Origin of the sequence: Allobosea lathyri (assembly GCF_900108245.1) — a bacterium.
GTDB lineage: Bacteria > Pseudomonadota > Alphaproteobacteria > Rhizobiales > Beijerinckiaceae > Allobosea > Allobosea lathyri.
On the sequence record NZ_FNUY01000003.1, the window covers coordinates 416647 to 438732 of the forward strand.

The 22086-nt window shown below is 61.8% G+C and carries 21 protein-coding genes and 3 pseudogenes; 2 read left to right on the forward strand and 22 right to left on the reverse strand.

Going from position 1 to position 22086, the window contains the following annotated elements:
* Position 1: 1 nt before the first annotated feature.
* From C4S73_RS09495 to C4S73_RS09535, 9 genes and pseudogenes are all read right to left on the reverse strand, one after another.
* Positions 2 to 1417: a circularly permuted type 2 ATP-grasp protein gene (locus tag C4S73_RS09495; protein WP_425290328.1), complete on the reverse strand. Its 1416-nt coding sequence runs from the start codon at positions 1415 to 1417 to the stop codon at positions 2 to 4.
* Positions 1418 to 1641: 224 nt separating this feature from the next.
* Entirely contained in the window at positions 1642 to 2007 is a 366-nt protein-coding gene (locus C4S73_RS09500; protein WP_103872229.1) for a DUF488 domain-containing protein, read from the reverse strand.
* A gap of 50 nt (positions 2008 to 2057) precedes the next feature.
* A pseudogene (locus C4S73_RS09505) lies at positions 2058 to 2222 on the reverse strand (JAB domain-containing protein); the annotation flags it as partial.
* A 229-nt stretch (positions 2223 to 2451) separates the two neighbouring features.
* Positions 2452 to 2685, reverse strand: a complete 234-nt coding sequence (locus tag C4S73_RS09510) for a helix-turn-helix transcriptional regulator (protein WP_103872231.1) — start codon at positions 2683 to 2685, stop codon at positions 2452 to 2454.
* Between the two features lie 362 nt (positions 2686 to 3047).
* The gene (locus C4S73_RS09515; RefSeq protein ID WP_425290333.1) at positions 3048 to 4010 is read right to left on the reverse strand and encodes an MBL fold metallo-hydrolase; all 963 of its coding nucleotides are present in this window, start codon (positions 4008 to 4010) and stop codon (positions 3048 to 3050) included.
* 597 nt (positions 4011 to 4607) lie between these two features.
* Positions 4608 to 5453 carry a sensor histidine kinase gene (locus C4S73_RS09520; protein WP_103872233.1) on the reverse strand — a complete coding sequence of 282 codons (846 nt, stop codon included), beginning with the start codon at positions 5451 to 5453 and terminating at the stop codon, positions 4608 to 4610.
* A gap of 456 nt (positions 5454 to 5909) precedes the next feature.
* Entirely contained in the window at positions 5910 to 6683 is a 774-nt protein-coding gene (locus tag C4S73_RS09525) for an SDR family oxidoreductase (RefSeq protein ID WP_103872234.1), read from the reverse strand.
* A gap of 41 nt (positions 6684 to 6724) precedes the next feature.
* Positions 6725 to 7378: an HD domain-containing protein gene (locus C4S73_RS09530; RefSeq protein ID WP_103872235.1), complete on the reverse strand. Its 654-nt coding sequence runs from the start codon at positions 7376 to 7378 to the stop codon at positions 6725 to 6727.
* A gap of 155 nt (positions 7379 to 7533) precedes the next feature.
* Positions 7534 to 8364, reverse strand: a complete 831-nt coding sequence (locus C4S73_RS09535; protein ID WP_103872236.1) for an alpha/beta fold hydrolase — start codon at positions 8362 to 8364, stop codon at positions 7534 to 7536.
* Positions 8365 to 8789: 425 nt separating this feature from the next.
* On the opposite strand from C4S73_RS09535, the gene C4S73_RS09540 reads away from it, so the two are divergent.
* Entirely contained in the window at positions 8790 to 9539 is a 750-nt protein-coding gene (locus tag C4S73_RS09540; RefSeq protein WP_103872449.1) for an SDR family NAD(P)-dependent oxidoreductase, read from the forward strand.
* A gap of 117 nt (positions 9540 to 9656) precedes the next feature.
* On the opposite strand, the gene C4S73_RS09545 is transcribed toward C4S73_RS09540, so the two are convergent.
* From C4S73_RS09545 to C4S73_RS09600, 13 genes and pseudogenes are all read right to left on the reverse strand, one after another.
* Positions 9657 to 10349: a response regulator transcription factor gene (locus C4S73_RS09545; protein WP_057193514.1), complete on the reverse strand. Its 693-nt coding sequence runs from the start codon at positions 10347 to 10349 to the stop codon at positions 9657 to 9659.
* Between the two features lie 2 nt (positions 10350 to 10351).
* The gene (locus tag C4S73_RS09550; protein ID WP_057193513.1) at positions 10352 to 10729 is read right to left on the reverse strand and encodes a response regulator; all 378 of its coding nucleotides are present in this window, start codon (positions 10727 to 10729) and stop codon (positions 10352 to 10354) included.
* Between the two features lie 2 nt (positions 10730 to 10731).
* Entirely contained in the window at positions 10732 to 11373 is a 642-nt protein-coding gene (locus C4S73_RS09555; protein WP_103872237.1) for a response regulator transcription factor, read from the reverse strand.
* Positions 11363 to 13309: a PAS domain-containing protein gene (locus C4S73_RS09560; RefSeq protein ID WP_425290334.1), complete on the reverse strand. Its 1947-nt coding sequence runs from the start codon at positions 13307 to 13309 to the stop codon at positions 11363 to 11365. Before C4S73_RS09560 ends, C4S73_RS09555 begins: the two co-directional genes overlap by 11 nt.
* A pseudogene (locus C4S73_RS29035) lies at positions 13283 to 14293 on the reverse strand (PAS domain-containing protein); the annotation flags it as partial. The gene C4S73_RS09560 and the pseudogene C4S73_RS29035, both read right to left, overlap by 27 nt.
* Positions 14294 to 14523: 230 nt before the next feature.
* Positions 14524 to 15471 (reverse strand): mechanosensitive ion channel family protein, encoded by a 948-nt coding sequence (locus tag C4S73_RS09565; protein ID WP_057193510.1) that lies wholly within the window; start codon positions 15469 to 15471, stop codon positions 14524 to 14526.
* A gap of 72 nt (positions 15472 to 15543) precedes the next feature.
* Entirely contained in the window at positions 15544 to 15969 is a 426-nt protein-coding gene (locus C4S73_RS09570; protein ID WP_057193509.1) for a cupin domain-containing protein, read from the reverse strand.
* Between the two features lie 63 nt (positions 15970 to 16032).
* Positions 16033 to 16785, reverse strand: coding sequence for an SDR family oxidoreductase (locus C4S73_RS09575; protein ID WP_057193508.1), 753 nt, complete (start codon positions 16783 to 16785; stop codon positions 16033 to 16035).
* 143 nt (positions 16786 to 16928) lie between these two features.
* On the reverse strand, positions 16929 to 17846 hold the full coding sequence (locus C4S73_RS09580) for an MBL fold metallo-hydrolase (RefSeq protein WP_103872239.1): 918 nt from the start codon (positions 17844 to 17846) through the stop codon (positions 16929 to 16931).
* A gap of 278 nt (positions 17847 to 18124) precedes the next feature.
* Positions 18125 to 18907, reverse strand: coding sequence for an alpha/beta fold hydrolase (locus C4S73_RS09585; RefSeq protein WP_103872240.1), 783 nt, complete (start codon positions 18905 to 18907; stop codon positions 18125 to 18127).
* 83 nt (positions 18908 to 18990) lie between these two features.
* Entirely contained in the window at positions 18991 to 19515 is a 525-nt protein-coding gene (locus C4S73_RS09590; protein WP_200827971.1) for a hypothetical protein, read from the reverse strand.
* Positions 19516 to 19520: 5 nt separating this feature from the next.
* A pseudogene (locus C4S73_RS09595) lies at positions 19521 to 20198 on the reverse strand (ATPase, T2SS/T4P/T4SS family); the annotation flags it as partial.
* 384 nt (positions 20199 to 20582) lie between these two features.
* Positions 20583 to 21476 (reverse strand): LysR family transcriptional regulator, encoded by an 894-nt coding sequence (locus tag C4S73_RS09600; protein WP_103872241.1) that lies wholly within the window; start codon positions 21474 to 21476, stop codon positions 20583 to 20585.
* A gap of 133 nt (positions 21477 to 21609) precedes the next feature.
* On the opposite strand from C4S73_RS09600, the gene C4S73_RS09605 reads away from it, so the two are divergent.
* Entirely contained in the window at positions 21610 to 22083 is a 474-nt protein-coding gene (locus C4S73_RS09605) for a (2Fe-2S)-binding protein (protein ID WP_103872242.1), read from the forward strand.
* The last annotated feature ends 3 nt before the right edge of the window (positions 22084 to 22086 follow it).

Genomic DNA, 22086 nt, shown 5'->3' on the forward strand with positions numbered 1-22086 from the left:
GTTACGCATCGAGCACCCATGTGTCCTTGGTGCCGCCGCCCTGGCTGGAATTCACCACCAGCGAGCCTTCCTTGAGGGCAACGCGCGTCAGCCCGCCCGGCACGCAGGAAATGCCGTTGGCGCCCGAGAGCACATAGGGGCGCAGATCGACATGGCGCGGCGCGACGCCCGACGCCACGAAGGTCGGGCAGGTCGAAAGCGCCAGCGTCGGCTGGGCGATGAAGCCCTCAGGGCTCGCCTTCAGCTTCCTGCGAAATGTCTCGATCTGGGCCTTGTTGGCGTGGGGCCCCACCAGCATGCCGTAGCCGCCCGAACCGTTGACCTCCTTGACGACGAGCTTGTCGAGATTGTCGAGCACATAGGCATTGGCCTCGGGCTCGCGGCAGCGGAAGGTCGGGACGTTCTTCAGGATCGGCTCCTCCCCGGTGAAGAACTTCACGATCTCCGGCATGTAGCTATAGACAGCCTTGTCGTCGGCGACGCCGGTGCCCACTGCGTTCGCAAGCGTGACGTTGCCGGCCTTGTAGGCTCCGATCAGGCCGGGCACGCCGAGCACCGAATCGCCGCGGAAGACCAGCGGGTCGATGAAATCATCGTCGATGCGCCGGTAGATCACGTCGACGCGTTTGGGACCCTGCGTCGTCCGCATGTAGACGACGTCGTCCTTGACCAGCAGGTCAGAGCCCTCGACCAGCTCGATGCCGAGCTTGTCGGCCAGGAACGAGTGTTCGTAGAAGGCCGAATTGAACTGGCCGGGCGTCAGCAGGCAGATCGTCGGGTCCGAGGGGGCGCTGCGCGGTGCGACCGAGCGCAGCGTCGCCAGCAGCTGGTCGGGATAATTGTCGACGGGCGCCACGCGATGCATGGCGAAGAGTTCCGGGAAGAGCCGCAGCATCACCTCGCGGTTCTCCATCATATAGGAGACGCCGGACGGGGTACGGGCATTGTCTTCCAGCACATAGAAGGTGTCCGCGTCGACTCGGACGATGTCGATGCCGGCGATGTGGCAGTAGATGCCGTGCGGCACCTTGAAATCGACCATCTCGAGTTGATAGCAGGCGTTGCGATAGACCAGATCGGGCGGGATGATGCCGGCCTTCAGGCACTCCTTGGGGCCATAGACATCGGCCAAGAACATGTTCAGCGCGGTGACGCGCTGGCGCAGGCCCGCCTCCAGCTTGGTCCATTCGGGCTTGGTCAGCACGCGCGGGATGATGTCGAAGGGGATCAGCCGCTCGGTCGATTCCTCGTCGCCATAAACCGCGAAGGTGATGCCGATACGCCGGAAGAACAGTTCGGCCTGGCTGCGCCGCAGCGCCAGCATTTCCGGCGGCGCTTCCTTCAGCCAGCGGTCAAGCGCGTCATAGGCCGGTCGTAATTCGGCCCCCGAGCCGGTCATTTCATCAAACGCGACCATGTCAGGCATCTTTCCCCATTTTCGGTAGCCTATGCGCATTCGCTTGCGTTCGGGAAGGGGGCCGATGGTCAGGGGCGCGCCGGCTTCTGCCTATTCCTTAGTCAATCCGCGCAAGCTGGCCGTCCGGGCGTTTGTCCAATAGTCGAACGGTCAAGGCAGCCGCTGCTTCCGGCAAGTTTGGATCCGATCGGGAGCGGGGAACTTGGTGGGCTCAGCCACCTCCGTCAGGCCTGATTCCCGGGCTGCCCTTCGAGCCATTGCTTCAGTGCGACGGCGTTGTTGTGCTCCGCGTCGCGGGCGGCGTAGAGCAGGGTGACCGGGCCTTCCCTCGAATGCTCGAACAGGGTGCGCACGGCAGCCAGCGCTGCCGCACCCTTCAGTTCGGCGTAGTAGGCGGCGAGAAACTCGTCCCAATGGTCGGGCTGTCCGTGGAAGCGCTTGCGCAGCATGTCGCTCGGCGCAATGTCCTTCAGCCAGAGGTCGACACGGTCCCTGGCGATACCGCGTGGCCAGAGCCGATCGACGAGAACGCGCAAGCCGTCATTCTCCTGAGCTGGATCGTAGACCCGCTTGAGCGAAAATGGCGGCATTCCAGCAGCGCTCCTTTTCACGCGACTTGCCGGTCGGCCGGGAGGAAGCCCTAAAGCAGGCCCAAGCCCCGGAAGCTTGCGTGACCGTCGCGCCCGACGATGATGTGGTCGTGGATCGCGATGCCCAGTGGCTTTGCGATATCAACGAGTTCGCGGGTCATTTTCACATCCGGGGTCGACGGTGTCGGGTCACCCGACGGATGATTGTGGACCAGTCTACTCTAAGCTAAATTCCTTTTGTGTTTCAACGCCCTGCTTTAAATTCGAAATCAAAAGGGGTCGCTAAGTGGTATATGTAGAGCGTGATTACTCGTGATAAATAATCATCAATCATGCTTAAGCTTGTACGATACTCCGCAATCCCGCTTTGTCACGGATTCCGCATCGTGAATTTCGTCATATCGCATCGCCGATGGCTTGAACAGCCAGCCACGGTGATCCACCTCAACGTGCGGGAGCGTGCTCCTCCAACGACAAAGACCGGGAAGGTCTGCAAATCACCAGATTGGATTTGTCCCAACGATCGAGCTCGCTGACGGGATAGAGGACCGCCTTGCCGATCTTGATAAAGGACGGACCGATCCGCATCGCTCGCCAGTTCCGCAGCGTGCCTTCGCTGACCTGGCCACGGTAGCGGGCAACAACTTCCTCGACCGTAAGGTACGCAGGGGTCGACACGAAAGCTCCTGAGGCCAAGCAATGATGCGCCAGCCTGTCGCACGATCGAATTCGTCTTGGAGAGAGTGCCGAGTTGCGTAGCGAGCCCACGCCGGATGCCTCGCAGAAGGCACGCAGGAGGGTAGGGCAGGCGGCACAGTTCGGTGGCTCACGACAGACGTCTCGCCGTGGCCAAGGCTGTTCATTGAGCACGCCCGCCTGCCGGTCGCCCAACGAGTTCCCAACGAAGGGCAGCGGACCAATCCCGCTGCCGCATCGTCTTGCGCTCGTTTAATCGCCCGTTTGGGCACCTCTGAGAGTGGCTCCGAACCTATGCGATCTGGATCTGACGGCCGCAAGGCCGGTGCCGCCTGACCGGCGGCTCAGTAGTCCCACCAGGCCGACACCCAGCGAAAGACTTTGCCCTCAGCCGCCACGCGACCGACGGATGGGAACGGCATGTGCGTGGACACCAGCCAGGAGCCGGTCGTCGCCAGCTCCTGCATCAGGCGCAGCCGAACGCGGGTGGCCTCCTCGGGGTCGTGTTCGAAACCGTTGTGCCACTCGGGATGGTCAAACGAGACTGGGAATATGGCGTCGCCGCCGAACATCAGCCTGTCGCTGCCGGACGCGATGCGCACCACGCTGTGGCCGGGGGTATGGCCGCCGGTGCGAGTGACGATCACCCCCGGCGCAATCTGCTGTTCCTGCTCGAAAGTGCGCAACTCGGTGTGGTACATCTTCAAGAAGCGCTTCGACGCATTTCTCGCGATCTCCGCAAGAGCCGGCGGCATGCCGGTGCGAGAGAAATCAGGCGCTTCCCAGAACTTGGCTTCCGCGGCAGAGACATGGACCCGTAGGTCCGGACGAAGCTGCTCCTTCACTCCATCGACGAGGAGCCCCCCCACATGGTCGAAGTGCATGTGCGTCAGCACCACGTCGGTCACAGAGGCCAGATCGACGCCGGCGGCCGCGAGTCGATGGCCGAACAGCCCGGCCCGCGTGAAGTCCGGAACTTCGCCACCAATTCCGCTGTCGATGAGAATGGTCTGTTTCCCGCTGCGCACCACGACCGCGTTCAGCGCCCAATCGAATGTGTCGTGCGCCAGGAATGACCGATCGAGCCAGGCGTTCCGGGTCGCCGGGTCGGCATTAGTAGCCATTGACTCTGCAGGCGGCTCCAGAACGCCGTCGCTGATGACCAGCACGTCGATCTCGCCGACCCGCACGGCGTAGCGCGACGGAACCAAGTCGTCGCGCCCCAGCCTCTCACCAGATGATTTATCAAAGTTCTTCGTTGTTTGTGGCTGTCCCACGAGATTCTCCTGCTGATTCTGCCAACTCAGCCGTATCAGCCACCTCCGTAAGTGGCTGCGGCGTCGCAAAATAAACTCGGATTCCATGCCGCATTAAATCAAACAACGGTCTGGCCGACTTGAACCAACGTGTAGGATCTGCTCGCTCATAGATTGGTATTGAAGCGGAATCATTGTCTCATCCCCGCGCCCTTCCTTGTCTTTACGGAATCAAGCCAGCACTGTCCCATGGCGCCTCTGATCAAGAATCCTGCGAGATCAGCGGAAGGCTATGTCTATTTTATCCGGCACTTATCGGGCATGGGGCAGTTGGCGTCGCCTACCACTCGGCTGCATTGATGCTTCGTCGGATCGAAGGGGCGTCGCGGCAACCCACGGCGCCGACTCTCGATCGGATCCGCCGCATCATCCTGTCTGCCGTCGGCGCCCCCCAAATGGGAAGCAACGCTGCTGGCGGTTCGACATGCATCGGCAATCTGCAGTGACAACCTTTCCCACAGCGCGGCACCGCCCCCGGCACTGCTGATGGAGTTGAGGCTAGGCATTGGCGAACGGCGGGACGACATAGTCTACTCGAAAACCGGTTGGGGGGCCGAACCGGCTTGAGCGACAAAGCATCCGCGCAGCTCACGACTGCCTGAGGATGCCATCCTCTTCGGAAAAAATTGATACTAGCCTACTCTCCACTTGTGTTCCCTCGCCAAGGCTAGGTTCGAACGGGCCTGCATCCATCGGCTGTGCAATGCGAGGCCCCAACAACGGCACGTCAATAGAAAAGGTGGACCCCTCATTCTCGACGGAACGCACCGAAATCGGGTGGCGCAACATTTCGGCTGTCTGGCGTACTATGGTCAGGCCGAGACCAAGTCCGTCGTGAGAGCTTGCGCCGCCGCAGCGCTCGAAAGCGTCGAAGACTCGCGATAGTTGACCAACCGCGATGCCGTTCCCATCGTCCTGGACGTCGATCTGAAGCGTACTACCACGTCGCATGCATGATAACGAGACGTGGCCGCGCGGCCCGGCGTGTCGGATTGCATTGCCCACAAGGTTGCGCAGGATCGTTTTCAGCATGGCTGGATCGGACTGGACGCAAACCGGGGAGGAATTGATCTGAAGGACCGTACCGCATTCATCCGCGTATGCGCGCCAGTCGCGTTCGACTTCATATAGCATGCCGTCGAGGTCGACGGGCATTGTCCTTGGCATTGTCGTGCCTAGTTGCGAGAGCCGGGCGATGTCATCAAGCTCCGAATTGAGCCGCCTCATTGCATCGAGTGCAGTTCTCAATCTTCTCGCGACAGGTTCTGAGGTGATCTTGCCGGCCGCTACGGCGATCGACAGCATTGCTATCTGAATGGGTTGTTTGAGATCATGCCCCGCGACGGCCAATAGGCGCGCCATCGCCTGCAATGACTGATCGGCGCCGCCTCGCAACTCCTCCCCAGGTTCGGTGATGTGGATCTGTATGCTCATCTTGGCCCCCGATGCTCATCTGGCCTTAACAGGTAGCGGATGTCTGTACCGCGGATCCACTTTGGCAAATTCCAGTGATCTTAGAATTATGCCGAAGATTAGGTTTCAATCTGCAAAACCTACTTGCATGTTCCCATTAATAAACATAGGTATAAATTTCATATGCACTCGATCTAAATATAAACTTTGGATGTCTCGCGTCTGTGCGCGGATATTTGTAGATATCCGGAATCTCTATTGCCATCGTTGGTGCTGATTTTCTCGAGCTGACAGAGCCCGTTATCGACACCGCTGTATCTTCTACTGCGATGTCTTGCGGCCGCGTCCGCGATGCGTCGTTGGCCCAATGCTCACGTCATCCCCATCGCCGTGACGCAGCTCCGACCTCGCGATTCAGTATAATCGCACGGAGTAAAAGCCGAACTTCGCCGCGTCGACGCCCTCTGGCACACTGCTTTAGTTGGCCGGGGCCAGCGACTGTGCCACGTATCGTCGCAGCCAATCCTCGAAGCGTGTCGGCGCCGCAATGCGCTGATGATCACCAGGCACGAGGGTGTCGTTATGCAACACGGCTCCAAAATAGAGCGCTTTGGGATCGACAACGATCGGCCGCGGATCCTCGTTAGCGGCCAATATTTCACGAGCGATTTCGTCGAGCCGAAAGCGGTCCGGGCCCGCGATTTCCAGTTCGCGGTTCTGCGCGCGCCCGAGGACGACGTCGCGCAGTGCAAGCGCGACATCGTCGCCTGCGATGGGCTGGATCAGGGCCGGCGAAATGCGAAGCGAGTCTCCTTCCGCGGCGGCCTCGACGATTCCGTTGATGTACTCAAAGAAGGGCGTCGACCTCACGACCGTATAGGGCACGTTTGCGCTTCTCACGATCACCTCTTGCATCATCTTGGCTCGGAAATACCCGCAATCGGGTAGCCGATCGGTCCCGACGGCAGAGAGAACGACGTGATGCTGGACGCCGGCGGCCTCCTCGGCAGCGAGCAGGTTGCGTCCGGAGGCCTCGAAGAAGGCGAGCGCGGCGTCCTGATCGAAGGTCGGAGAGTTGGAAACGTCCACGACCATCTGCGCGCCGGACAGCGCCTCGGCCAGACCTTCTCCGGTGACCGTATCGACGCCGCGCGATGGCGAGGCGATTTCGATTTCGAGACTACGGCCGGCCAGCGCATCGACGAGCTTGGACCCGATCATGCCGGTCCCGCCTACCACAACGATCTTCATGCGCCGTCTCCTTGATATCCTCGCTCCCTGAGGAATGCATCTCACTCGTCGAACGGCGCGCGCTCGACAGAATCGACCGACGACGGCGCGCGGTAGTCCGCTACGAGCCGCTCGCCGAAATCACGCACGAAATTGTCGTAGGTGGTTTCAGGACGGGTTCTGGCGATGTGGCAGAAGCACTGCGTCATCAGCCGCTTCATCCCGAGCCTCGGATAGGCCAGGAGGATCTGCTGGACCTCGTCCGGCGGGAGCGCGTCGTATTGCAGTCCGACGACATCTAGGCAGATGCCTGCCGTGCAGAGCGCAACCTCAGCCTCCTTGTAGAGGCCGATCGACGGTGTTGAGTTGAGGGCTACGCTGTCCCAAATCAACTGAGCACGACGATCGTCGACACCGCTCTCTCGGGCAAAGCTTCGGGCGAGATCGGCGCCCTCGACCTCGAACCGTCGCGGCTCGTTGAACCGCTCGTTCAGCGTGACATCGTGCAGGAGCGTCCCGACAGCGACGACTTCCTCATCATGATGGATATGCCGAAGCTGCCCTAGGCGAGCGGCGAAAAGCCAGGAGCGCACAACGTGGTTGTACAGGTAAGGCTCGCATGCTCGGCGAGCATAAGCGAGAGCGCTGGCCACCAGTTTAGTATCCGGCACAGCAACGCCGGCCAAAATTTGACGGTCTTTTTGGATTTCTGACATGGCTTTCGAGGGCCTCGATCGACGGATTCCAGAAGCTGTCAGCGAACGGTCGGCTCGCAGGCCGCGGCTTCCCTGTGCGATGACTCACCGCCGAAGCTGATCGGCGGACGGCAACTATGACGAGGCGGCTTCGCCAGCCGCCTCGTCCGTGAGCGTTACCCTCGGACGAAGGCAAGGATGTCTCTGTTGATCGTATCCGCATGGGTGGTCGCCATGCCGTGCGGGAACTTGTTGTAGATCGTCAGGGTCGCCCGCTTCAGGAGCTTCGCCGAAAGCGGGGCGCTGTCGCCGATCGGGACGATCTGATCATCATCGCCATGCATGACGAGAGCCGGAGCCTCGATGACCTTGAGATCCTCCGTGAAATCGGTCTCGGAGAAGGCCTTGATACCCTCGTGATGAGCCTTGGCAGCTCCCATCATGCCCTGGCGCCACCAGTTCTGGACGACGTTGGCATCCGTCTCGACCCCGGCGCGATTGAATCCGTAGAACGGCCCCGATGCGAGATCGGTGTAGAACTTGCTGCGATTGGCCGCGAGACTCTTCCGGAGACCATCGAAGACTTCGATCGGCAGGCCGCCCGGGTTCCGCTCGGTCTTGACCATGATCGGCGGGACTGCGCCGATGAGAACGAGCTTCGCCGTACGGCTCCTGCCATGGCGCGCGACATAGCGCGTCGCCTCGCCGCCTCCGGTGGAGTGTCCGATATGCACGGCGTTGCGCAGGTCGAGGTGTTCGACGACGGCCGCGGCGTCGGCCGCGTAGTGGTCCATGTCATGCCCGTCGCTGACCTGGCTCGAACGGCCATGCCCACGCCGGTCGTGAGCGACGACCCGGAAACCCTGGGCCAAGAAGAAGAGCATCTGGGTGTCCCAATCGTCCGAACTGAGCGGCCAGCCATGGTGAAAGACCAGCGGCTGGGCCGATTTCGGGCCCCAATCCTTGTAGAAAATCTCAACGCCATCCCGCGTGGTGACATAATTCATGCGTCGGCTCCTTTTGCTGTTGTGAGGGGGAACGGTGGCGGGCTGCGCCAAGGACTGGAGCGGAAGCGTGCCAATCGCCGCCATGCCGGCGCCGCCGCAAAGAAGGTCCCGCCGACTGAGGTCGGTGGAACTGGATAGTGCTTTGTTGGGCATTGGCGCCTCCAGGGCGCAGATACTGGTTGCGGGACCGAAATGCTCAGGGCGCTCGATTGAGCATCAAACCCCGACACTTCGACCTCAAGCCGGCGACAACATCGATCTGGTCGTCAGATTTTCGAGGTATGTCTATTTTCATCTTCCTAAAATGACGATCAATACGCTCGAAGACAATATGATCTATTCAAACGTATAGATCACGTCGACTTCGGCATATTTTGATTTCACTCAGGAGCGACCCAACTGACGGATCATCAATGGAGATCCACATGGGAAAATTGTCGAACAAGGTCGCCGTGATCACCGGCGGCAACAGCGGGATCGGCTTCGCGACAGCGCGCCTGTTCATAGCCGCTGGCGCGAAGGTGCTGATCGTCGGTCGTCGAGAAGACGCCGTGACCGAAGCCGTCGCCGCCCTCGGGCCTCAGGCGACCGGCCTCGCAGGTGATGTTGCCGACCTCGGCACGCACGAACGTGTCGCCGCGCTGGTCTCCGATCGTTTCGGACGGGCCGACATCTATGTGGCGAATGCGGGCAACATCCGCATTCAGCCGAGCTTCAACGTGACGGTCGCCGACTACGACACGCAATTCCTCACCAATGCGCGCGGCACGTTCTTCGGCGTGCAGAAGATCACTCCGCTATTGCGTGAGGGCGGAGTGATCTTGCTGACGAGCTCGATCGCGAGCCGCAAGGTGCTGGATGGTCACGCGGTCTACGCTGGCAGCAAGGCAGCAATCGAAGCGTTTGCGCGCAACTGGGCCCTGGAACTTAAGGACAGGCGCATTCGCGTGAACGTGCTCAGCCCCGGCCCGACCGATACGCCGATTATTGGAAAGCTCGGCGTCGCTCCGGAAACGCAGGCGCAGGTCGAGGAGCAGGCCGCCCGGATGATCCCGTTCGGCCGGATGGGCAAGCCGGAAGAGCTCGCACAGGCGGCGCTCTTTCTCTGTTCCGCCGACGGGCAATTCATCACCGGCGTCAACCTAGCCGTCGATGGCGGCATCACGCTGACCTGATCTCAGGAGAGGTTGCCATGCCGTTCCTTAGCTTAGCCATTCCGGCGCATTGGCGAAGCATCACGCCGTGACCATAAGCTCTGGAGCACCGAATCCGGTGCCCCAGCCTCACCAAGGCTAGGCGGCGTTCGCCATACGCATGCCGACCGGAAGAGCCTCCCACGCCCTGATAAGTTCGCCGAGGGAGGCAACTTCCATCTTCCGCATCAGGTTACCCCGGTGCAGCTTGACCGTGACCTCGCTGATGCCGAGGTCGAAGGCGATCTGCTTGTTGAGGCGACCCCGTGCGACCTCGCACATGACTTCGCGCTCCCGTGGCGTCAGAGTCTGCAGGCGCTCAACACACCCTTTGATCTTCGCAGCTTCCGCCCTGCGCGCCGCATCCAGCCCGATGGCCGCATTGACGGCGTCCAGAAGCGTCTGGTCGCGGACCGGCTTCGTCAGGAAATCCACCGCGCCCGCCTTCATGGCCTGGACGGTCATGGGGATGTCGCCATGCCCAGTGAGGAAGACGATCGGCTTGGGATTTCCATTCGTGGTCAGATGGCGCTGTAGATCGAGCCCGCTGAAACCGGGCATACGCACGTCGAGGATGAGACATCCCGGCTGGTCGAGCTTACCGGTCTCGAGCAGCGCCTGTGTCGAGCTGAACGAAACCGCTGCGAAGCCGGCCGACTCCATAAGCTCAGACAGTGCGTCTCGGACCGAGGCGTCGTCATCGACAATGATGACGAGAGGCTGCTGTTCTTCGGCTGCACCTCGCCTGGAGGAGAGCACCGACTTTTGCGAGAGTGAGCGGTCAATGATCATGTTCACCTTCCACGTCCTTGTTGAGTTAGTGCCCTTGCGATCGCCGCGAGTAAGGCTTGGCCATCGAACGGCTTGCAGAAGAAGCTCTCCACGGCCCGCGCCCTGATCTGCTCGGCGATCTCGTGGCGCCCGGTGATGAGAAAGACCGGCAGCTCCGGACGTTCTTGGTTGACGAGGTCGCGCAGCTCGAAGCCATTCAGCCCCGGCATGCCGACATCGGTGATGAGGAGATCCAGTCCGGAGAGGCCAGCCCGTGTCAGCGCTGCCGCTGACGAGAAGCTACGAACCGCATATCCCGCAGACTCGAGCAATTCCTCAAGCGATTCGAGCAATCTCGGATCATCATCGACGACGGCCACGACATATTTATTCTTGGTCACACTTATATTCCTCCCATCCGGCGCGAATGCTGGATCGGGATTTCCAAACGCTCCGCAATTCGCACCAGGTCGGCGAGCGATGACGCCGCCATTTTCTGCATCACGTTTCTTCTATGAATCTGAAGGGTCACTTCGCTGATGCCGAGCTCGGCCGCAGCTTGCTTGTTGAGGAGTCCGCTCACGACCAGCGGAAGCACGTCTCGCTCTCGCGGAGAGAGCTCGTGATAGCGTTGCTTCAGCAGCGTGAGCTCGGCGCGCTTCGCCCTTGTTTCACGGTCCTGCGCGATCGCCGCGTTGATCGCTGCCAGGAGCGCGGTATCGCTGAACGGCTTCGTCAGGAAATCGACGGCGCCATGCTTGATTGCACGCACCGACGAGGGAATGTCGCCATGGCCAGTGATGAACACGATCGGCGGATGGTCGTCCCGCGCGATCTGCCGTTGCAGGTCGAGGCCGTTGATATCGGGAAGCTCGATATCGAGAAGGAGGCAGGCCGGGAGGTCGGGCTTGTCGGCGCCGATATAGTCGCCGGCGGATTGGAACAGCACCGACCGAACCCCGTTGGCCTCGAGCAACTCGCCCAGCGCCTCGCGCAGCGCCTCGTCATCGTCGACGATGAACACGATGGTGTCGTCAACGGTCATGATCCGCTTTCGCTTCCGCCGGGAGGGTGAAGATGAAAGTCGCCCCGCTGGGCTGATTGTCCTCGGCCCATAGCCGCCCGCCATGGGACTCGATGATGGTGCGCGATATCGCCAGCCCCATGCCCATCCCATGGGATTTGGTCGAGAAGAACGGCTCGAAGACCTTGTCCGGGGCGCCGATACCCGCGCCTGTATCGCGGACTTCGGTCCTGACGAACTCGCCGGCGCGCAGTGTTCGGACGCGCAGAACCCCGCGCCGAGCAGGCTCCATCGCCTCAAGGCCGTTGCGGATCAGGTTGACCAGAACCTGCTGAATCTGGATGCGATCCAGCTCCAGCGACGGAAGACCTGCCTCGACCTCGACCTCGATACGCATGCGGCGCCGGACCGCCTCTTCCATCATCAGATCCCGCGCTTCATGAAGAATGGCGTCGAGCGGGCAGAGGTTTCGCGCTTGGTCCGTCTGCCTGAACAAGGCACGAACCCGGCCGACGACATCGGCGGCTGAATTCGCATCCCTGATGATACGTTCGATGGTTTTCTGCGCCCGCTCCAGATTGGGCGGGTCCGAGGTCAGCCAGCGCTGGCACGCGTGCGAATTGGCGACCACGGCCGCGAGCGGTTGGTTGACCTCATGGGCGATCGAGGCAGATAGCTCGGCCAGGCTCGCAGCTTGCGCTGCGCGTGCCAGGCGTTCCTGCGTCAATGTCAGCGCTTCCTGCGCGCGCACCTGATCTTCGATCTCGAAGCAGATGCCGTTCCACTGAACGATCTCTCCCTCGGCATTTTTCATCGCCGCGGTTCGCGTCTCGACCCAGCGATACTCGCCATCCGCCCGCCGGAGGCGGTGCTTCATCGCATAGGGCGCGCCCGTCGCCAGCGAGTGCCCGTATCTCTCTTTTACGTCGGGCAGGTCGTCGGGATGGATGATCGCTTCGAGAGTGCCGGTCAGGCGTGTCCGTCCCTCCGCGTCCTTGTCACCGAGCCCAAAGCCAAGAAACTCCCCCAGCTTCTCGCTTCGATAAATCGGTTCCCCATTTGGCGCAGCGCAGTAGATGAGGGCCGGCAGTGTCTCGACCAACTGGCGCAGCGATTGTTCGCTTTCCCTGAGCGCCTCCTCGACGCGCAACTGGTCGTCGATGTCATGGGACAGACCATACCACTGAATGATGCCGCCATCGTCGTCCAGGAGCGGCTCGGCACGCCCGTCCATCCAGCGATAAACACCATCGTGACGTCGCAGGCGATAGCGCATCGCGTAAGGCCGACCGCTGCTGAGACAGTCCTTGATTTCTGCCCAAACGCGACTGGCGTCGTCCGGATGGATCGCAACCTTCAGGGCGGCTGCGTATCGCTCCGTCCGGGATTGCTCAAGGTCACCGTCATCAATGCCCAGGAAGTCGATGAAGCGGCGGTTGAAGAAATTCGGCGCCCCGGTCGGGGTCAGTCGCCAGAGGAAGCTCGGAACCAGATCGATCAGCCGCGTCAATTCCTGCTTTCGGAGATTGAGTTCGGTCTGGGTGGTGATCAGATCGTGGATATCGACGGATACACCGTACCATCGAATAATCTTACCGGCTTCGTCGCACAGAGGTTCTGCGCGCGTCTGTGTCCATCGATAGGTGCCGCCAGCCCGATGCTGGAGGTACTTGATGTCGTACGGCGCGCCGGTCGCGACCGATCTCGCGAAGGTTTTTTCTGCCAGCTCCCAGAAATTCGGATGAATCATCTTCTTCAACGATAGAGACCCATCCGACGCCTTGACTGTATCGAGCGTGGCGCCGGTGACCTCCATGATCCGCCTGTTAAGATAGATGGGGCGGCCCTCCGCTGACATGCTCCAGATCATGGCAGGCACCGTGTCGATGAGCTGTTCGAGATGCTTTTCTCGCTCTCGCAGCGCAGCCTCGGTTTTCTTATAGACGTCGATATCGATCGAGGTGCCGAACCAGCCGGTGATGCGCCCCTCGCCATCCCGTGTCGGCCGCGCTGAAATGCGGTGCCAGACATAGTGGCCCGTTGCGCGAAGCATGCGGTATTCGATGTTCCACGGCTCGCCCGTCTTGAGGCAATGGCGCAGGGTCGCAGCGGCCCCGTCGACATCGTCCGGATGAACACCGCGCATCCAGCCGACCTCACCGCCATCGATGAATTCCCGCTCGCCGAGACGACGATTGAGATCCTCCAGAGCCATGTCGATGGCAATCTGGGCCGCAGGGGTCACATAGGTGAATTTCCCTATCGCATCGAAAGCCCAGGCCTTGCCGTGCAAGCTCTCGATTACCTTGGCGGCCTGCACTGCCTGCACGGTCTCGCCAAGCGATTCCGCGACAGTCCAGCGATCATCCGGTCTCGACACCATGGCGTCGACATCGACGCTCACGCCATAGCCCGGCTCGGCGCGCAATTCGGTCCAGCGATAGCTGCCGTCCGGCTCACGCAGCCGATAGCTCGTCACTTGCGGCACGCCCGTCCAGAATGCGTAGGCCGCGGCATGCGCGATCGCAGGTCGGTCATCTGGATGGACAGCGCCTTCGGGGACGCTGTCCATGTCGCCTGCCAGCCCGTCCGGCTGCCCGGCCGCTTGCCGACCCATCGCGGCGAGCCGGCTGCTTCGGCGAAGCGGATATGGCGCAAGAAGCAGGCCGATGCAGCCGGCCACCGTGGCGAGGGCTGCGAGCGACCGCGAGGCGTCCCGTATCGCGCCCGGATACAGCATCGCGGCGAGGACCGCCCCGGCAAGGGCGACCAGCAGCCCACCCCAGAGTGACAGGAGCCAATAGCCCCGGGCGTAGAGGAAGAGAGCGCCGAGGGGTGCAAGAATGCCGATGGGAGTACCGGCCGACCAGCATGCCGCAAGGCCAAGGGCCAGCATCACGAAGATCATGGCCGGCGGCGTTCGATGAAGCGCTGCTATCATGATCTGCTGCTCCTCTCGGAGACGGAATGCCTCGAAACCGTCACCGCTTCATCTAGCACCAGTTCGCGAAGACCAGACTGGCAAACTCGCCAGACCCTAGCGCCGGGACGCTGCAGCTGCACTTATGGAAATCCATGACTTGCAAGGAGATCGTCCAGTGTTCCGCTGCTGCGCGCGAGACGGCATGCGGGCAAGCGCCGCAACCCACCGTGGCACCAGAATGGAGAGTCCTAGGCAGGCCCGGCCAGCGAAAGACCGCTCGCGCCGCATTGGTCATGGATGAGGTCGATGATCTCGTTCTTGGCGGATGTCCCCGTTACGAGGCTCGCGACACGGAACTGCAACTCCACCTCGATGGCCGCCGCATCGATGGCCTTCAGGGCAACGGCTGGCGGGGGATCCTTTACGATACGGGTACTGGTTTCCAGCACGGAGCGCATGGCGTCCTCGATGATGCGCGGCCGCTGCCCGGCCGCAAAGCGCAGGCCCAGGGTGAGCAGATGCGACTCGTCGGGGCGGCTCAAACTGGTCAGGCTCTGCTTCGCCAGCAGACTGTTCGGCAGCACGACGATGTTGTTCAACCCAGTCAGCAGGTTGGTGGAGCGCCAATTGGTTTCGGTGACGCGTCCCGCGGTGCCGTCGTTCAACTGCACCCAGTCACCGATCGAATAAGCTTTGCCGAGCGTCAGGGCGATGCCGGAAAAGACATCGCCTAGCGTATTCTGCAATGCGAGGCCCAGGATCAAGGCGACAACGCCCGACGTCGTGACAAGCGTGGCGATCGGCAGGCCGAAGACGAACCCCATGACCGACAGTGCTACACCGAGATAGATCCCGGCGACGGCCATATCCAGGATCAGGTGCGCTTCGTGAGGCTTACGATTGAGCCTGACGTAGATGTGGATGAAGCCGATGATCGTCCAGGCGAGGTGGGTCCACCAGAGAATTCTGGCGGACTTGGAAAGCACCGCGGCCAGCCCCTCCGCATGGAGGTCGTCGGGCTGATGCGGAGCGATGCCTCCCGCATTGAGCACGACGCTCATGCCGATGAAGAACAGGATCTGGACGATCAGGCGACCCGTCGGACGGCCGCTGCCCTGAACGTGCCACACGACGATGCCAGCGGTTCCGAGGATGTTGATCAGCACCAAAGGCAGGAAGTGGTCATCGCCGGGCATGGAAAGAGGTTCCCTTGGCGGTCGCTCATGCTGAGGAAGACGGTGCGCCGGATGGCTGTCCGACGTCGCTATCTACTTCTTGAGCGGGAAGGTCAGTTCCTGCTGGGCGGTATCGACGACGAACACGGCAAGCAGTTTTGCCGGGTGGGTCTTGCTCGCGTTCTCGCTGACGCCGTGACGGTCGCCAGGGAATTCCGAGAAGCTCTCGCCGGCTTTGTAGACCGTGGCGGGGCCATCATTGACCTGGCTGCGGATCGCTCCTTCGAGCACCGTTGCATAGATGAAAGCGGAAGCAGGGTGTGTATGACCATCCGAGAAACCGCCCGGAGCGTATTCGACGAGAACGCCCCTCATGCTCTTGCCCGGTACGTTAGGCAGCTCGCGGTCGTAGACCAGCGTAACCTTTGCTCCTTCGCCACCTCCGGGCGTGTCATGTGCGAATGCCGAAATCGACAGAAGCGCTGTCAGCGCAAAGACGCACGCCAATGACTTGATCATGTCTATCGTCCTTTAACGATGAAGGTGGATGAGCCGCTTCGAAATCGGCTCATCCACGCGCGGTTATTTCCGGGGAGCTGTCGCGAACCAGCGATCGAAGTCGATCCGGCCGACGCGGGGATTGTTGTCGGAGACGAGCGAGCCAGCCTCCAGCTTGGTCCCGAAATACCTGGCATCCGGATCAGGGACGACGGTGCGGGTATCTCCGATCGCCTTAAGGTAGCGGGCGACGAAATCGCAAAGGGACGCGCGCTCCGGGCCCGAGATTTCGATGATGCCGTTGGCCGGCGCGGCCAGTGCCGCCTCAGCGACGAAATCGGCGACATCGTCGGACGCGATCGGCTGAAGATTGCCCGTCGACAAGCGGGCTGTGTCGCCGGACGTGCCGGCCTGGGCAATGCCGCCGAGGAATTCCATGAACTGCGTGGACCGCACGATCGTATAGGGAATGGCGGAGTTCCGGATGATCTCTTCCTGAGCGACCTTGGCGCGAAGATAACCGCTGTCAGGCAGACGGTCCGTACCGACGATGGAGAGAGCGACGTGATGCTTGACGCCGGCCACCTTCTCCGCCGCCGTCAGGTTCTTGCCGGACGTCCGGAAGAACTCGAGCACAGCCTTGTCCTCGAAGGAAGGCGAGTTCGCGAGGTCGATCACCACCGCAGCATTCTTGAGTACCGCGGCCAGACCTTCGCCGGTGATCGTATTGACGCCGGTATTCGGGGCGGCGGCGATGACGTCATGCCCCTGCTTGCGCAGGCGCTCCGCGACCTTCGACCCGATCAATCCGGTTCCACCGATAATGACGATTTTCATGAGATGCCTCCTGCGCGGCCGCCGATGCGGCGCGCGGTTCGATCAATCTAAGGATGTCGACCTCGACGAGGACGGGTTGTCGGCCGAGCCGGCATGGCTTTGGAAACTGCGCAGCCAGGCTCGGCCGAGAGCCAGACTGGTATTCAATAGTCCCAGAAGACCGGGACCCAGCGGAAGGCGTTGCCCTCGACCGCGACCCGACCGACGGACGGAAACGGGAGGTGGGTGGCCACGAGCTGTTCGCCGGTGCCCGCCAGCTCCGTCAAAAGACGCAGGCGAACGCGCGCCGCTTCCTCGGGGTTATGCTCAAAGCCGTTATACCAGTCGGGGTGTTCGAACCCGACAGCGAAAACGGCGTCGCCGGCGAACGTCAGGCGGTCGCCGCCGGAAGACAGACGGACCACGCTATGTCCGGGCGTGTGGCCGCCCGTGCGGCGGACGATGACACCCGGCGCGACCTCGTGTTCCTCGTCGAACAGCCGCAGGTGACTGCGATACTCTTGCGCGAACCGCTTGGCGGCCGCTCGAAGGGCATCCGGGAAACCCGCCGGCATGTTGACGTGCGTGAAGTCGGGCGCCTCCCAGAACTTCACCTCGGCGGCCGCCACATGGATCCGCAGGTCCGGGCGCAGTCGGTCCTTCACCCCCTCGACGAGGAGACCACCGACATGGTCCATATGCATATGGGTCAGCACCACGTCGGTGACGGAGCCGAGATCGATGCCGGCGGCCTCCAGGCGCTTAACCAGTTGTCCGGCCCGCGGCAGGTTGAGTTCCGGATCAAGACCCAGCCCGGCGTCGATAAGTATGACCTGCTCGCCGCTGCGCACCAGGACCACGTTCAGCGCCCAGTCGAAAGCGTCGGACGGCAGGAACATGTCGTTCAGCCAACTGGCCCGCTCGGTCTCGGCGACGTTATGCCCCAGCATCTTGGTCGGGAGCGGCAGCACCCCGTCGCTGACTACCAGGACATCAATCTCGCCGACCCGCACCGCGTAGCGCGACGGGACCAGCTCTTCCGGCCCCGGTCGTCCGGAGCGTGAAGCGACGTCTAAGCTCATGGCTCTCTCCTAATTGCTGCCGTTCAAGTCACGGCTTGGAGGACATTAGGTTGAATGTATTATGCGAGCGATTGGACGAAAATATAAGTTTACCTATACCATATAATAGGTTGATTCAGATTTATGCAAAAGATCTCGTGATTATTGTATTCTACAATACCGATTGCCAATCGTCGTTTATATAAAACGAATATCTATTCTATACGCAATCCGACAAGCGATGACCGCGAATAATTCGGTGGAGTTTGCCCAGTTCGATCACCGTGGCCGTTGTTCGACTATCGAGACGACGCAGCCATCTCGATCATGGATACGACCTCTGCGGGGTGCGAAATCATCAAGGCATGCGACGCGCCGTTGATGGCGACGGTCTTCACCATCCGCGCGCGCTGCGCCATGAAATCCATCGCAGCCGGCGGAATGTTCCGATCACCGGTTCCGTAGATCATGTACGACGGCAGCGACTTCCACGAAGGCACGCCCGACGGCTCGGCCAGGGCCGCTTCGGCAACAGGCCGTTGTGTGGCAGCCATCAACGCAGCCTGTCCTTTCGGAACGTCGGCAGCGAACTGCGTCTGGAATTTCTCCGGTTTGATATAGAGATCGCGCCCGCTATTTGGCGTCGCGACCGCCCGGATCGCACTTCCCAACGTGCTTCCCGGAAACTTGCCCGAAAGTGACAGGCTGGATTCCCCTGTCTCAGGCGCGAACGCGGCCACGTAAACGAGCGCCTTAACATTCGCCTGCCCATTCGCAGCTTCTGTGATCACCGGCCCGCCATAGGAATGGCCGACGAGAACGACCGGGCCGGAGATGGATCGTATGAGTGTCGCGACTTCGGCAGCGTCCCCCTTCACGCTGCGTAGCGGATTGGCAGCCGCGATCGTTTCGTAGCCCGCCTTGTTGAGCCGGGCGATCACCGCATTCCAGCTCGCGGATTCGGCGAAGGCACCGTGCACCAGGATGACGATCGGCTTGGTGCGAGGTGCTGCTTGCGCTGGTCGCACAGCCATGGTGAGCAGCGCGGCGGCTGCCGCCAGGGCGAAGACACTCGGTTTCATATGCGTTCTCCGGGTTTGTCGGTAGGGTCAGAGCAGCCAGCGCAAGCTAGCGCCTGGAGTGGCTTGGCCAACGAATTCGCCGATCAATCCAGACGTCGGCGTCGAAGACAGGAGGAGGCGCAGTCAAGCGGCTGGGCAGCGGCGGACAGGGAGGGGCTTCGGCTTGCCGGCAAGGAATTCCGCAGTGCCCAGAGCGTCAGCGCCAGTCCGAGAAGCGCCGGCAGCGTCACCGCCGGAAAGTCCCGCGGAATGACAGCAGGCGAGCAGATTCCGACGGCAACCTCCCAAAAATGAAAGAGCGCGTGCGCGCAAAGCCAGGACGTCGCGGCTGTCCATAGTCCAACGCGACGCTCCGGCGCGAACAGCCCGAGGCCGAACGCCACGCCGAGGAACATCTGGATCATCCCGATGTCGCGAATGAAGTGCTGGTTGAAGAAGCCGGTATCAGTGACGCCCGGAACCATCTCGTACCAAGCCAGTGGCGCAATCAGCATGAAAAGGCCGTTCGCGGTCAGGAAGATGCCGTTGAACGCCACCATGATGATGATCGTCGCGGCAGCGGCGCGGCCTCGAGGGAGCATCGTCTCGCACGTCAGGAGCGCTTTCATCAATCACCTCTCGCCGAAAGTGCGCTCACCACCGAGCACTCGCGTGATCTCGGAGCGGGTGACCGCGCAGGATTGAGGGAATTGTTCTCTTTGAGCGCTTGGATCTCTACTGGCCCCTCCGACGTCTGCTCTCGATAGATCGCCAGACGGACCTGTACCTTGGCATAGGCAAGCAGCAGCGCGTTGGTGAGTGTCGTCTTGCCGGTCGAGGTGCCGCCGGCGACGAGGATGTTTTGGCGGGACGCCACGGCATCACGCAGCGCTGCGGCTTGCGCGCCAGTCATGATGCCGGCGGCGACGTAGTCATTGAGCGTGAAGATCGCGACGGCGGGCTTGCGGATTGCAAAGGCAGGCGATGAGACGACAGGGGGCAGCAGTCCTTCGAACCGCTCTCCCGTCTCGGGGAGCTCGGCGGAGACGCGGGGGCTACCCGGATGGACCTCGGCGCCGACATGGTGCGCCACCAGGCGCACGATCCGCTCGCCATCGGCGGGCGAGAGCCGCTGCCCCGTATCGGAAAGCCCTTCGGAAAGGCGGTCGATCCAGAGCCGCCCGTCGGGGTTGAGCATCACCTCGACGATCGCGGGATCTTCCAGGAATCGAGCGATGGCGGGGCCAAGGGCAGTGCGCAACATGCGCGCTCCCCGCGTGATCGCCTCGGATTTCCGGTGAGTGGTCGCCACGTCGTCCCCGTCCTTTCTCGGGCGCACACGACGCGCGGCCCTGGATCGGGGACGATTAAGAGAGCCAGGAATCAGGCCGGCTCAACAAGATTAGATCGTCGTAGTGGCCTAGCGTGCAAATACAGGAGATCGGCGGATTCGATTCTGACTAAATCGACCACAGGCGGACACTATCGATGCTACGCAGATGGTGGAATCTGACGCCTTGTACCAATGACAACAGCCGCTGTGGATAGTTTTCAGAAGTTGGGCACGCCTACCCAACTGGACCGGCTCGTGCCATTTGCCGACATTGGGCGAACGCCTGACAGCGGACGCTCCCAAACCAACAGACTTGGCTCACTCAATACTTCTCCGACTCAAACTCGGCCGCTGCAGGGCGTTTCAAGATCGAAACCGTAACGCGGCAATCAGTGCCGAAAGCGCTGGTGGGGATTGTCGTCGGCTTGGATGGTAGAGATAGTAGCCGGGAAATGTCGGGCACCATGGTTCGAGAATGCGCTTGAGGCGCCCGGCTTCGATCTCGGCTGCAACTTCGTCTTCGTAGACGAACGCCAGACCCTGGCCGGCGAGCGCCGCATCCCGGATCAGATCTGAATTATTGAAGACCAGCGGCCCCTCGACCTTGACCTCGAACGGCCGCCCCTGCTCCTCGAAGTCCCATGCGTAGAGGCCGCCGGTCTTGATGTGGCGGTAGTTGATGCAGCGATGGCCCGACAGGTCGCGTGGCGTCTGCGGTACGGGGTGAGTAGCGAAGTAGGACGGCGCTCCAACGACTGCCATGCGGATATCGGGCCCGATCCGGACTGCGATCATGTCCTTCTCGACGATGTCGCCAAAGCGGATTCCAGCGTCGATACGCTCCGCTACGATGTCGGTGAGATTGTCATCGACGATCACGTCGAGCTTGATGTCGGGGTGCTGCAACAGGAATTGCGGTAGCACGGGCATCAAGACCGAAGATACGGCGTGTTTGGTGGCGGTCAGGCGAACCGTGCCCGAGGGCGTGCCGCCAAGCGCGCTCACGAGGCCCACGCTCGATGCGATTTCGTCCAAGGCAGGACGCAGCGATCTTAGGAGCGTTTGGCCGGCTTCGGTGGTCGAGACCGAACGAGTTGTCCGAGACAGGAGCCTCACACCGAGCCGCTCTTCGAGAGCCTTCATGGCGTGGCTCAAGCCCGATTGCGAGAGGCCGAGCTCAGCTGCGGCGCGGGTGAAGCTGCCTTGCTCCGCCACCACGGCAAAAGCTGCCAGGTCCGAAAGGTCGCCGCGCTTCATTGATGTCCCCGGCTCATAAGCTCAAGCAAATTATAGAGACTAATCGAATGGCGGTTCCAGCGATATCTGTCGGCATACGATCATCGCGGCGCGGTTCGCCCGGAGGTCGATAAGCCGAGGAGACTGATCAGCCATGCTTGCCCTCACCATCAATGGCCGTGAGCATACGCTCGATGTCGATCCCGCAACTCCGATCCTATGGGCCCTGCGCGATACGCTCGGCATGACAGGTACCAAGTTCGGCTGCGGCGCAGCCCTGTGCGGCGCCTGCACGGTCCATCTCGACGGCGAGGCGATCCGCTCCTGCAGCACCCCCGTTTCCGAAGCGGTGGGCAAGAAGATCGCCACGATCGAGGCGGTGACTGCGGGCGCCGACCGCGTCGGCGCAGCCGTGCATGCCGCCTGGGTCAAGCATGACGTCGCCCAGTGCGGCTACTGCCAGAGCGGCCAGATCATGAGCGCGACGGCGTTCATCGCCTCACTGCCGCGCGGCAAGCAGCCCTCGTCCGACGAGATAGACACCGCCATGGCCGGCAACATCTGCCGCTGCGGTACCTATGCCCGCATCCGCGCCGCGATCGCGGATGCCTCCCGCAGCCTCGTCTGAAGG

What these genes read in the sequence shown, in the direction of transcription:
- C4S73_RS09585 (WP_103872240.1), bottom strand. Translation starts at nt 18,907, where the DNA reads ATGAAACCGAGTGTCTTCGCCCTGGCGGCAGCCGCCGCGCTGCTCACC.
- C4S73_RS09535 (WP_103872236.1), bottom strand. Translation starts at nt 8,364, where the DNA reads ATGAATTATGTCACCACGCGGGATGGCGTTGAGATTTTCTACAAGGAT.
- C4S73_RS09605 (WP_103872242.1), top strand. Translation starts at nt 21,610, where the DNA reads ATGCTTGCCCTCACCATCAATGGCCGTGAGCATACGCTCGATGTCGAT.
- C4S73_RS09540 (WP_103872449.1), top strand. Translation starts at nt 8,790, where the DNA reads ATGGGAAAATTGTCGAACAAGGTCGCCGTGATCACCGGCGGCAACAGC.
- C4S73_RS09500 (WP_103872229.1), bottom strand. Translation starts at nt 2,007, where the DNA reads ATGCCGCCATTTTCGCTCAAGCGGGTCTACGATCCAGCTCAGGAGAAT.
- C4S73_RS09495 (WP_425290328.1), bottom strand. Translation starts at nt 1,417, where the DNA reads ATGGTCGCGTTTGATGAAATGACCGGCTCGGGGGCCGAATTACGACCG.
- C4S73_RS09590 (WP_200827971.1), bottom strand. Translation starts at nt 19,515, where the DNA reads ATGAAAGCGCTCCTGACGTGCGAGACGATGCTCCCTCGAGGCCGCGCC.
- C4S73_RS09545 (WP_057193514.1), bottom strand. Translation starts at nt 10,349, where the DNA reads ATGATCATTGACCGCTCACTCTCGCAAAAGTCGGTGCTCTCCTCCAGG.
- C4S73_RS09525 (WP_103872234.1), bottom strand. Translation starts at nt 6,683, where the DNA reads ATGAAGATCGTTGTGGTAGGCGGGACCGGCATGATCGGGTCCAAGCTC.
- C4S73_RS09580 (WP_103872239.1), bottom strand. Translation starts at nt 17,846, where the DNA reads ATGAGCTTAGACGTCGCTTCACGCTCCGGACGACCGGGGCCGGAAGAG.
- C4S73_RS09575 (WP_057193508.1), bottom strand. Translation starts at nt 16,785, where the DNA reads ATGAAAATCGTCATTATCGGTGGAACCGGATTGATCGGGTCGAAGGTC.
- C4S73_RS09600 (WP_103872241.1), bottom strand. Translation starts at nt 21,476, where the DNA reads ATGAAGCGCGGCGACCTTTCGGACCTGGCAGCTTTTGCCGTGGTGGCG.
- C4S73_RS09530 (WP_103872235.1), bottom strand. Translation starts at nt 7,378, where the DNA reads ATGTCAGAAATCCAAAAAGACCGTCAAATTTTGGCCGGCGTTGCTGTG.
- C4S73_RS09565 (WP_057193510.1), bottom strand. Translation starts at nt 15,471, where the DNA reads ATGCCCGGCGATGACCACTTCCTGCCTTTGGTGCTGATCAACATCCTC.
- C4S73_RS09570 (WP_057193509.1), bottom strand. Translation starts at nt 15,969, where the DNA reads ATGATCAAGTCATTGGCGTGCGTCTTTGCGCTGACAGCGCTTCTGTCG.
- C4S73_RS09555 (WP_103872237.1), bottom strand. Translation starts at nt 11,373, where the DNA reads ATGACCGTTGACGACACCATCGTGTTCATCGTCGACGATGACGAGGCG.
- C4S73_RS09520 (WP_103872233.1), bottom strand. Translation starts at nt 5,453, where the DNA reads ATGAGCATACAGATCCACATCACCGAACCTGGGGAGGAGTTGCGAGGC.